Here is a 10927-nt window from a genome sequence, read left to right on the forward strand (position 1 = left end):
GCTGGACAAGCCTTCCGGTGGTGCTCCACTCGTCTCCGGTCTGCGCGATGACGACGACCAGGTTGGAGAAGTCCGGCGCGATCGTGTCGGGTCGGGCGGTCGGGTCGGTGAGCATGCGGAGAATTCCGGCTGTTGATTCCGCGCCCATGCCGTACGACCAGACGTAGGGCATCAAGTCGCGAGGTTCGGCGGTTGTTCGTGTCCTCCTTTGCATGTTGTCCTCCGTGGTGATGTCGTTGCGGGGCAGTCGATCCGCGCGGGGTCGGCTGCGGTGGTTAGAAGATGTTCGGTAGGCGCCAGGTGATGGGCCGGATTCGCAGGGGCCGCGTACCGGCGTAGGAGGCGGCGAGGTTGCCGTGGTCGGTGATGACTCGATAGCCGGCGAGCCACACGGCGAACCAGGGTTCGGCAGCATCGCCATGGCGAGCCGCCGCATCGGGTGCCCGCATCATGTTCGGGTCCAGGCGCGGCAGGGACGAACGGTAGTGATCCAGTCGTCCGGCGATCATCGGGCAGGATTCCCTGGTGTACGCGGCGCACCAGGGGTGCAGCGCTGGCTCGCTCGTGCATTGCCGTGGCAGGTCGGACAACCGCATCATCAGCACGGCGCGGTGCTCCAGCGGCCGGCCACACACGCCGCACCACCGGTTGACCAAGGCGCGGTCCATTAGGTCGTGGTTGACCACGCCGAACAGGTATCGACCGTCGGCCGTGCGGGGCGTGATCCAGGGCACGACCAGTCCGCCCACGGTCGGGAGGTGCTGTAGTGACAACGGAATCGGGGGAACGATGGCGTCGGTCATGGTCCTTTCTCCTGTCTCCATGGGGTTGTCGCGTCGCGCACGCACGCGAATGCCGTGCGCGACGCTGAAGGTGGGTGAATGACGGCTGGGCGAAATGCCCGTCGGATTCGACTGCGGGCTCTCAGGCTGCGCGTGGCGTGGTGTCGCGTGCGTGCCCGTTGGTGTGGCTGCTGATGCGGAGTTCGAGCCGCACGGTTTGGTTGTGGCAGCGGTACAAGGCGCGTGGGTCGAGCCAGTCGGTGTCCCGGTTGTCGTCCGGCACGAGACCAACGGCGTTGGGCACGCCGAGATCGGCATCGGTGTCGGTGAACAACGTGCCGGTGCCGAGCGTGATCTCCTCGCCGACCGTCGGTGTGACGGGTGCGAGGGACCGCGCTATGTCGCCACAGTGGCCGGAGCGACGGGTCTCGACCACGATGGCGACGAGTCGTCCCGGTTGGCCGACGGGTGCGTTCTCGAACGAGACGTAGTCCTCGGCATCCGGGCCGGTGAGCAGGAACACGGTGCCGTAACGGTCGGACTGGCGCTCGAACCTCGGCCACCACAGTTGTCCCTGGCCGAGCTCGATCGTGGCTGTCTCCTCGGTGTGTTCCGCGGTTGCGGCTTGCTCGGCGGCGGTGATGATCTCGGCCATGGACAGGTCGTTGCGGAACCGGTGCCCGATCTCGGCTTCCAGGTCGGCATACTCGGCGGCCAGTTCCGGGCGTAGTTGTGCGGCGCGGACGAGATCCGCGCGGCTGGCGAGCACGCAGAGGGAGCACGACAGTCGGGTCATGCCCTGGTCGTAGGCCGGGTGGTACGGCACGCCGGACGCCCGGATGCGTTGCCATACCTGGGTTTCGGTCCAGTTGTGGATCGGAAGCCAGGTGTCGACGGTGCGCTGGCCGCTGCTGGCGGCCTCGTCACGGCTCAGGCGCGCCTTCTTCAGCCGTGCCCGCGATTCCTCTGCGCGCAGGCCGATGCAGTTCAGCACGCGGGCCGGGCGGCCCAGATCGCCGAGCTCGGCGACCAGTTGCGTGATGAGTTTCCTTGCGGGGCCTCGCTTCTGGTCCGAAGTGCAGTAGCGAGCCGAGGCGGAAGGCCAGCGCCCGCGGCGGCGAACTTGGTCGAGGAGTAGTCCTTGCTCGCGGTGGCGTTGTTCGTAGCGCACCCCGTAGTGCTGGGCCTGTTTGCGGGCGAGTTCGCTGGTGCCGGGCCACTCGACGTGGCCGAGCGCGCAGTGCAGGACGGTGATGCGATCGAGGACTCCCGCGGCTTCGGCGAGGGTACAGACTTCGTCGAGCATTGCTTGTGAGTCCTTCCCGCCGCTGCTGTTGACGAGGATGACGTCATAGGCGGCGAGGTCTGGCATTTCGGTGGTTGACGCGTACATGAGTCACCTCTTCATCAACGTGAAGCGATTTGTGTCCTGAGTGGACGGTCGTGGTGTTCTGTCTGACAGGGCGTTGGCGGGCAGCCGTCATCACCGGCCCGCGCGGACGCGAGCCGGTGCGACGTGGGTGCGGGGGGCGGTCCGGCCGTGTGGCCGGGGAACAGCGGCGCCAGGTGCTAGCGGTCGGCGGCTGGGTTGCGCTGTGCCGTGGCGATGTCGCGGTGGTCGGTGCTGCGGTAGCTGGTGTCGCGGTCGGTCGTGGGCGTCCAGCCCAGTGCGGCGAGCAGCGGCCGGATGCCGGCCCACCAGCCACCGGGGAACCGTCGGAAGACCCATTCCTCGGCGGTGTAGCGGTCTTCGTCGTCAGTGGGACGCGGGATCACAATCGAGATGGGACGTGAGGTGAACAGATCGATCGTGATCACGAGAGCGCGGAAGGTGCCGTCGGGCGCGGTGCCGACCATGGTGGCGCTGGGTGCTGCGTTGATCAGCGTGGCGTGGTAGCGGGTGGCGTCACCGGGGGCCCACCAAGCCCAGCGCGGGCGTTCCGTGGGGACGTTGATCTCGGCGATGAGTTGCCGGGCGTCGTGAGTATCGTTGGTAGTCATGGGGTTTCGAGGTCCTTCGGATGTGTATCAGCCCATGCAGCGCGATGCCCTCCCCGTGGCAAGCTGGTGGTGGGGAGGGCATCGCGCCGATGTTGCGTAGCTGGTTGCCGGAGTGGTCAGGTGTGGCGGTGTCGCCGGATGGCGTGCTCGACGGCGTTGGTGATCGTGTCGCCGTTGGTCTGCGCGCTCGCGTGCTGGTAGAGCGGCCAGGACCAGACGCAGTCGCGGCCGTCGCAGTAGATGCGGACGTGCCTGTCGTCGTTCTCCTGGAGTACCAAGGGAAGGCGGTGCCGCTCGGGCTCCGGCCGCCGGGGCGTGCTGCCTGATGTGGTGAGGCGCGAGCCGTCCTGAAATCCCACGTCGACCCCGCGCTCGGCGAGGTACTGCACGACGTGGCTGACCAGGTCTTGCGCGTTGACCTTGCCGACGGCCGAGCCGGGCCGGGCGGGATCTTCGAGGTAGTTGTAAACCAGGTCTTCCAGCGTTTCGACCAGAATCATCGGTAGGGGTCCTCTCGTCGGAAGCGGATAGGTGCGTGGGCAGGGGACGCGTTCCAGCCAGACAAGGCGACATTTGGCGCCGCTACTTGTATTCGCGCTTCCACCTGGCTTCGACCTTGGGCGCCAGTTCGGCGCGCAGGTCGTCCTCGGTGCGGCCATGTTTCGCGGCCAGCGCGGCCAGGATGAGCTGCGCGTCCTCGCGGTACTCGGCGATGGTGTCTCGGTGGTGGGCGATGCTTGCCCTGGTCAGATACCGGGCGTAGGCCAAGGCGTCCGCGTAGGAGCGACGGGCCGTGAACTCGGTGTCGATCTGCCCATACCCCTTGGTGCGCAAGGGTGTTCCATCCGGTGCGGTGATCGCTTTGGCGGCTTTGGCCTTCGCTCGTTCGGCCTTCTCCGCTTCCCGCGCGAGTTGCTCGGGGGTCTTGATCCGGCTGGGTCGGTTGCGGACGTCGACCGGCGCGCTGGGGTAGCACTCGGTGCACGCGGCCTTGCCGGCCTGCTCGACGATCTCGGTCTCGTCGTGCCCGGAGAGCTGGGTGAGCCAGGCGAACCGGGTGGATGGGAAGCAGGTGCGGCACGCCATGGTGCGATGGACGTGGCCACCGGTGTTGAGGACGAGCCAGGCGCGGGTCCAGCCGCCCCGACGCTCGAACTCCGCATCGAGGGGGCGCGCGGCGGCCTCGCACTCGGCGATCGTCTGGCGGGCCTGCTCGATCCGGGGCCGCAACTCGGTCGCGTACTCGGCCATGCCGTCGTTCATCAGACGCTGGACGCGGGCGGTGAGCCCGTTGAGGGTGTCGGTGGCCTTGGCATGCTCGATACCGAGCTGGGCGAGCTCTTCGTCGATCTCGGACGGGGTTGCGGTCGTGGGGTCGTCGATAGGCATGGTGTTCACCTCGGAACGGGTTCGGGCCAGGCCGTGTCGGCCAGGCGGGGGCGTGGGAAGGCGTCGCCGGTGCGCCAGGCACGGACGGCAGGCGCGAGTTCACTGGTGACGGCGCGGTCGAGGTCGCGGATGTCGATCGTGGTCTGGCCGTTGCGGCGGGCGTCGGCCCACAGGTCGAGGACCTTGGTGAGGCTGTCGGCCAGCAGCGCGGTCAGCGCGGTGGGCGGGTAGTCCTCGGCGACCGCGGCCAGCAGGCCGGCCATCTCGGTCAGCGGCAGGCCGGGAGTGGTGTAGTGGTCGAGCTGGCGGACCGGCAGCGTGACCACGTGCTCGGGTCCGAGCTCGGCGCCGGCCAGGGTGACCGTGCCGAGCTGGACGTCGGCGCCGAGTTGGAAGACGTAGACCCAGAAGCCCATGCGGGTGGTCGCGCGGGTGAGCGACTGGCGCGGCAGGTGGCGTTCCCGCGCCACGTCGAGCGCCTTGGCGCGGTTGGCTGGCACGGTGAGCACGTCGTCCAGGCGCGCCCGTGACAGGTCGAGGCGGTCGTAGAACTTCACGAACACGAGGCACTCCTTTCCTTGTGGTGGCGCGGTTCACGCGCCGGTCCGGGCGAGCGCGCGGGGTGGCAGGGCGGTGGTGGTCCAGCCGTAGAGGTCGAAGACCAGGCGGGCGTGGGTGCGGCAGTAGAGGTCGAAGGCGCCGCCCTGGCCGGCGTGGGAGGCGCGGCGGTGGCAGTAACGCGGGGCGCGGCCGTTACCGAACTCGGTTTGCCAGGTGCACGCGCGCAGCCGGTGGACGCGGATGACGAGGCCAGGGCCGCCGTTGACGCCGGCCCAGCGGCCTCCGTCGACGTCGGTGGCGTGCCAGACGTAGCGGGTCCACCGTCCGCCGGACGGGGTGTAGGTGCGACGGCCGACCTGGCGGGCGTCGGCGGGGTCGATCGTGGCCAGGTGCCCGCCGGGCCAGTTGGTCAGCGCGTCGCCGGCCGAGGACACGTAGGCGACGAAGGTGTTCGCGCGGGTCATCGCGTGGCGTTCGCGTTCGTTCGAGCATGGGTAGCAGCTCGTGGCGCCGGTGGTCGGGTCGATCGCGCGGCCGGTGCCGATCCCGCTGGGGTCTGGGGTGGGCGGGTGGCCGCAGTCGAGGACGTCCGCCACGGTGGCGGTGGAGGAGGTGGTCATGGCGGTATCGGTCCCTTCAGGCCGGTAATGGGGCGGAATCGGGAAGGCGCAGGTCGGCCGCTCGGCCACCGGAGGCGGCTCGAACGGCCGGAGGTGATCAAGGGAGATGTCCGAAGGTGGCCAGCAGCCGGGCGAACTCGGCCACCCGGTCGTGCGGGACGCGGACGGTGAACACCGAGTCGGACGCGCCCGAGCGCACGCAGACGCGGCCGTGGACGCCTGCGTCGACCGTGCCGAAGTGGAAGTCGGTGGCCTGGTCTCGGCGCTGCACGCCCAGGCGTGCCGCGACGGTCGCGGCGAGTTGCTCGCGGGCGGCGGCGATGCCGTCGCTGGCGTGCTTCTCGTCCCAGGCCGCGTGCAGCGCGGCCTCGTAGTTCGGCAGCAGCCGGCGCCGGATCTCGTGGGCGATCACGTCGGGCGGTTTGCCCTGGTCGACGGTGATCTTGTGGTCCTGCTTGTGGTCCTGCGGGACGTGGTTGCGCAGGAAGCCGAGGTGACCGGTGATGATCAATCGGCCCTGGTCGGTCTTGCGGCCGGTGGTGGTGCCGTCGATCAGGTCGAGGACCTGATCGTTCGGTCCGGCGAGGTGCGCTTCCGAGCCGTCGTCGGCCTTGCCGGTGTAGGCGCGCCACCCGGTCCCGAGGTGCTCGGCGACGGTGTTCGCGAGGTCGAGGGTGGTCATGGAGTTCTCCCGTGGGTCGGCGGCCAGCCCGAGACGCGCCGGCCGAACTGGTGGTGAGGCGCGGCGGTAACCGGCGCACGACGGGGCGCCGGTCGACCGTCGACGGGACGGTCGACCGGCGAGAAAGGAGAGACGGAGGTCAGCGGCAGTGGCCGGTGATCTGGACCAGGTGGGCCATGTCGACCACGGGCCCGGCCCAGTAGCGGACGTGGGCCGGTTGGTTGCCGATTCCCCAGACGTAGAGCCGGAAATCGGGGTCGCTCGGGCAGGCCCACACGGAGCGCTTACCGGGCCCGTCGGGCGCCGGGGCGCCGTGCTCGTCGCACCGATCATCGACGACCAGGCCGCCACCCCAGGACGACCGCAGGTGCGCGAACACCCGGACGTACGAGGCATCGAACTGCGCGGTGTGTGCTTCCTGCCGGGCCGCAGCCCATTCGGCCAGTGCGTCCGCGGACAACGGCCGGCGGGAGGTGATCACGGCGCGCACGGCGTCGACGTCGGTGAGCCGGCCGTGGTCGCTGCTGTCCGCGTAGGCCAGTGCGCATGGTCCGGTGAACCACAACGTGATCCACTGCGGGCCGCGATGCCAGCCGCGCGCATAGCCGCGCCGGTCGTCCAGCTCGGTGATCGGGATCGGCGGCAACACGCCGTCCAGGCCCCGGTCCGGTCGGGGCGTCCACCCGTGTGCGCGGAGGTCGTCGTCCACGGTCGGGTAGATCATGTCCGTGGTGCGTGCGCCGGAGTATCCGCGTGCCGCGCGGCTCAAGGTCGTCGCCAAGCCGTCCATGCGGCCGGTGACGTTGCGCAGGCCCTGCACCGGCATGGGGTGCGAGCTCAGCGCGTCGTCGTGCAGGTCGGCGACCTGGCAGCGGAGTTCCTCCGCGAGCCTGGCCAGGCTGGTGAGGCTGCCAGCCTGCACACGGTTCACCGTCTCCAGGGACTCGGCCCGTGCGCGTTCCCGTTCGAGCTCCGTGCGCAGAGCGTCCAGGGTGGTCGAGTTGTTAGTGGTCATCGTGATGCTCGCTTTCGTCGATCGAATAGCGTGAATTGCGGAGGTGCGGGGAAAGGGGGGTCACTGTTCGGCGAGCACGCGGTCGAGCTGATCAAGGAAGTAGTCGACGTCCGTGTTCGGGCGCATCGCGTCGCCCGACGGCATCCAGTCGGAGTCGTCGACGTAACCGGTGCCGGCGACCTGGTCGAAGGTGTCGACGTAGCCGGTGTGGTCGCACTCGCAGCAGTCCGGCGCGTTTACCGGGTACAACTGGCTTCCGACGTTCAGGTACGCGGTGGCCAGCGCGCGTTCCCGGAAGGTGGGCGCGGTGTAGGTAGCGATCGCGGTAACCACGCGGGCGGCCGGGAATCGGGCGAACAACTCGGCCAGCACGTCGTAGTGGGCGTGCCAGCACGCGGAAATGGTGCGGCGCCTGCCGTTCGGGCCGGTGCCCTTGCCGAACGCGGACGCGCTTCCCTTGGCGCCACAACCCGCCGTATCGGTGGCGCGGAGGGTGAACGTGGCGCGGGGGCCGGCGCGGTTGCTGCGATCCTCGCCCGTGCGCACGGTAATGTTTCCGTCGTAGAGCGCGCTGGACACGTCGCGTACGACGCTGTGAATATCGGTGAGGGACACGCCGTACACGAACATGGTTGAACTCCTTTGCTGATTCGGGAAACGGTGGTGATGACGTGCGCGCGGATGAGTCGAACAATCCGCAGCGGAAAGGCCGAGCCGTTGCAACCGTTGCGCGCGGGTGAGAGCTGCGCGGCGCCCGTATGAACGGGCGCCGAGACACGCGGCTGACTATCAGTGAAATTTCCGGGGATGCGGTGGACGATTTCGCTAGAGCCAGGAATCGACTCGGCGGACCGTGGCGCCGCACTTCTTGGCGACGTACTCCGCAGCGTCCGCCAGGTCCGAAAATCGGTAGCGGTACGCGGACAGCGGCACCGGAACGGGCGCCCCGTCGGTGGAATCGATACGCCAACGTCCGCGCGGTGCGCGCTCGCAGGCGACAAACGCGCACCCATCGCGCGTGAACGCGACCGCGCTATCGGCGTCCTGTTCGCCGTACGTGTCGTCTGTCATGACGTAGCCGTTTTGGGCGTACTGAAAGTGAAGCTCTACGACGTTGTCCGTGTCGGTGGACATGTGATCTCCCTTGACGTTGGCCGATCGGGTCGGTTACGTGCGCGGGTTTCAGGCCCAGCGCGGTTGAAATTCGTCGCGCAGTCCGTCAAAGGTCCACGCGCCGAAGATGCGGAACTGTCCGCAACGCACGCGGACGTGTGCGCGCGGGACACAGCCACTCGGGGTGAATGTGGTGTGTTCGCCACGGCGGTAGGCGCCGCGCGTGGCGGTGACCAATACGGCGATTTCGCCGCGCGGGGTGTACCCGGTCACCTTGGCCGGTACGAGTCCGGAGAAACTGTCCAGAAAGATACGGTCACCGACCCGAATAACAGTTGTCGGAATCGAACGGTTTTGCGTGTCAGTCATCGTGAGACCTCACTTAGGCAGCCGACTGGTAACCCGTACCGGGGCACGTGGCCAGATCAGGCAGGTAGACGGTCCGGAATTCGTTCCACGCGCGTTCGGAATTCGCGCGGGCATGGTTGCGTCCCCTGTCCAGCCGGTTGGGGCCGCGCCGTTGCTCGGCTTCCTGATTGAGCCGTTGACGGACCAACCAGGTCACGGCCTGCACCTGGTGCGCCGAGACCCGTTCTCCCCCGCGTGCGGAGATCAGCTCCGCGGCACGGCGGTACAGGCTCACCACGTGGTCGTACTGCCGACGGGAAACCGATCCGTCCTTACGGCGGAACCCGTTGACCGGCGCCGAGTCGTACTCCTCGGAGGTGAGCGCGCGACCGTGCGCCACCGACAGCGCGTGCCGATCGATCACCACGCGCGGGTCATCCGGGTCTTGATCTCCGCCGAACTCGATCAGGTGGGCAAAGTCGCGGATTTTCGGACCGTTGAGGATGTCCTCATACCGCTCACCGACGAGCAGCCGATCCGCAGCGCGTTTCTGGCCGGTCGTGGCGAACATTCCGGAACCGGGTCCGCCGATTCCCTTACCTTCGCGTAGTACGCGAGCGGCATTAAGGACGTTGCCGATCCATCCCTGTTGTGGTGAGTAAATCGCGAGCATTCCGGCGCCGAGATGGGCGTCACCGTTCGCGATGGCGGTTGCCACGTGGTGCGCATCGGCATACCAGCGCATTCCTTGCGCGATTTCGTCGAGTGTGGCCTGTTCCCAGTGCCACACGATGTTTTCGTGGCTCACAGGGTGCGCCCGGAACCATGGGTGATCACTGGGGGCAGGCATGACAATTCAGTCCTCTTAGGTGTGATTCACGGTCACCGGCGAGTCGTCCCACAAGCGGGACCATCCCGATTGCACGAGACGCGCGCCGGCCGTTCGTACGTACTTGTCCAGGGCGAGCAATTCGCGTCGCACTTCTCCGACGTCCAATTGCCACAGCTCACGGGAGATCTCGTCTCGCACGCGGTCACGGTCAATTGCGCCCGATGACGCGAAGGAATACAGAGCGGACGACATGCCGCTGTGCCAATCGGACGCAATGCGTCGCGCTTGTCCATCGCTGATCATGACGGTGACTGCACTCATTGGTTGCCCCCTAATTCACGCCGCGACCGGGGTTGCAACCGGAATGGATTCCATGGCGGAAAAATCGAAAATGGCGAGCTGCGCGGTTTCCCGCGCGAGGGTCATTGCCTCAGACAGCTCTGCCGTCACGACGGAAACGTCCAGGTAAACACTGCCGGTCGCAGGGTCGCGCCATCCGCCGAGAACGCGACCGGGCAGCGAGAGCGCGTCTTTCGCTTGCGCGATGTATTCGTGTAGATCGTTGCTGGTCACGGGACCATCGAAAACGCGTTCGTGTTCCGGATGTACGGCAACCGCATAGCCGGTACGGACGTCTGAACCGTCGTCAGGCTTGACAGAAAAACCGCCGTCCGGAACGGACAGAGCGTCCGCCATCGCGCTAATACGGGCGGACCAATCGATCAGAGACATAGTCATGGCGGCACTCCATTTCATGAGGGAAAGTGGTTGACTGGCAGCGATTCAGGCCAGTTGTGAACTGGCACCGAAACGCGCAACCCTCGCCGTTGTGAGATCTCCGCAAAGGGGACACATCCTGTATCCGGGCAATACGGCACTACTCACGGGTGAGGGTTGCGCGTTTCGATAGCACATTCCCTGAATCTCTAAAACGCTGTTGAGATAAGCCGTTATGTCTAGCGCGCAACGCAAGGACCATGCCCGTAAGGGTTTAGCGTGCTATGGGCAGGCGAGAGCGACGCTCTCAAGCCAGAGAAACCCAATGTCGGCAACCGCCTAAAACAACCCCGAACGCCTACACATTGCGACGTTTTTCGGTGCTAGACCACCATTGACTTATCTTGGGGACACACCTGTGGCAGGCATGCCATTTATGCGCGCTACTCCGCTCTATAGCAAGAGCTATACAAATGGTGCTGCAAGCGCAGTTACTACACATTCCCTCTCGGAATGAGCGTTTGGCTACGCGTCGTTCACCATTTCGCTCTGCACGGATTCGCTGCTGACCGCACGGCCCAAGCCGCTGCCCGCGCTATACGGGACTTAAGGTTGTTGTTGTTGGGAAAGTCACCGTGGTGATCGACTCGCAGGGACGCCGTGCCCTGGTCCTCGTCGCCCCCCCGGCAGCTGTCCTGTTGACATGTCTATTAGACACCCAAGTAGGACACTCTGCAAGAGGGTTCTCCCTGGTCGTGACCTCCTCGTTACATGATCTTGAAAAGGCGCTGGTCAGCCGCCATGCGCGCATGACGCGAACACGCGTAGCCGCGTGCTCTAGGACTGCATAGGAAGCGAACTACCGGC

The 10927-nt window shown here is 66.9% G+C and carries 14 protein-coding genes; all 14 read right to left on the reverse strand.

Going from position 1 to position 10927, the window contains the following annotated elements; genetic code table 11:
* Window positions 1–275: 275 nt before the first annotated feature.
* On the reverse strand, window positions 276–803 hold the full coding sequence (locus tag ACWEVP_RS34675; RefSeq protein ID WP_452066800.1) for a hypothetical protein: 528 nt from the start codon (window positions 801–803) through the stop codon (window positions 276–278).
* A 121-nt stretch (window positions 804–924) separates the two neighbouring features.
* A complete protein-coding gene (locus tag ACWEVP_RS34680) occupies window positions 925–2175 on the reverse strand; it encodes a phosphoadenosine phosphosulfate reductase domain-containing protein (protein WP_452066801.1) in 1251 nt (416 codons plus the stop codon).
* A 176-nt stretch (window positions 2176–2351) separates the two neighbouring features.
* Complete coding sequence (locus ACWEVP_RS34685) at window positions 2352–2783, reverse strand: hypothetical protein (RefSeq protein WP_452066802.1); 432 nt, start codon at window positions 2781–2783, stop codon at window positions 2352–2354.
* A 116-nt stretch (window positions 2784–2899) separates the two neighbouring features.
* Window positions 2900–3283: a hypothetical protein gene (locus ACWEVP_RS34690; protein WP_452066803.1), complete on the reverse strand. Its 384-nt coding sequence runs from the start codon at window positions 3281–3283 to the stop codon at window positions 2900–2902.
* A gap of 82 nt (window positions 3284–3365) precedes the next feature.
* Window positions 3366–4172 (reverse strand): hypothetical protein, encoded by an 807-nt coding sequence (locus ACWEVP_RS34695; protein WP_452066804.1) that lies wholly within the window; start codon window positions 4170–4172, stop codon window positions 3366–3368.
* A gap of 5 nt (window positions 4173–4177) precedes the next feature.
* Window positions 4178–4735: a hypothetical protein gene (locus tag ACWEVP_RS34700; protein ID WP_452066805.1), complete on the reverse strand. Its 558-nt coding sequence runs from the start codon at window positions 4733–4735 to the stop codon at window positions 4178–4180.
* Window positions 4736–4765: 30 nt separating this feature from the next.
* Window positions 4766–5353: a hypothetical protein gene (locus ACWEVP_RS34705; protein WP_452066806.1), complete on the reverse strand. Its 588-nt coding sequence runs from the start codon at window positions 5351–5353 to the stop codon at window positions 4766–4768.
* Between the two features lie 97 nt (window positions 5354–5450).
* Window positions 5451–6035, reverse strand: coding sequence for a hypothetical protein (locus ACWEVP_RS34710; RefSeq protein WP_452066807.1), 585 nt, complete (start codon window positions 6033–6035; stop codon window positions 5451–5453).
* Window positions 6036–6174: 139 nt separating this feature from the next.
* Entirely contained in the window at window positions 6175–7050 is an 876-nt protein-coding gene (locus ACWEVP_RS34715) for a hypothetical protein (protein WP_452066808.1), read from the reverse strand.
* A gap of 60 nt (window positions 7051–7110) precedes the next feature.
* The gene (locus ACWEVP_RS34720) at window positions 7111–7680 is read right to left on the reverse strand and encodes a hypothetical protein (protein WP_452066809.1); all 570 of its coding nucleotides are present in this window, start codon (window positions 7678–7680) and stop codon (window positions 7111–7113) included.
* Window positions 7681–7875: 195 nt separating this feature from the next.
* Entirely contained in the window at window positions 7876–8184 is a 309-nt protein-coding gene (locus ACWEVP_RS34725; RefSeq protein WP_452066810.1) for a hypothetical protein, read from the reverse strand.
* Between the two features lie 48 nt (window positions 8185–8232).
* Entirely contained in the window at window positions 8233–8532 is a 300-nt protein-coding gene (locus ACWEVP_RS34730) for a hypothetical protein (protein WP_452066811.1), read from the reverse strand.
* Between the two features lie 13 nt (window positions 8533–8545).
* Window positions 8546–9319 (reverse strand): DUF7178 family protein, encoded by a 774-nt coding sequence (locus ACWEVP_RS34735; RefSeq protein ID WP_452066812.1) that lies wholly within the window; start codon window positions 9317–9319, stop codon window positions 8546–8548.
* Window positions 9320–9679: 360 nt separating this feature from the next.
* On the reverse strand, window positions 9680–10081 hold the full coding sequence (locus ACWEVP_RS34740) for a hypothetical protein (RefSeq protein WP_452066813.1): 402 nt from the start codon (window positions 10079–10081) through the stop codon (window positions 9680–9682).
* Window positions 10082–10927: the final 846 nt, after the last annotated feature.

Source organism: Amycolatopsis sp. NPDC003865 (assembly GCF_053605345.1).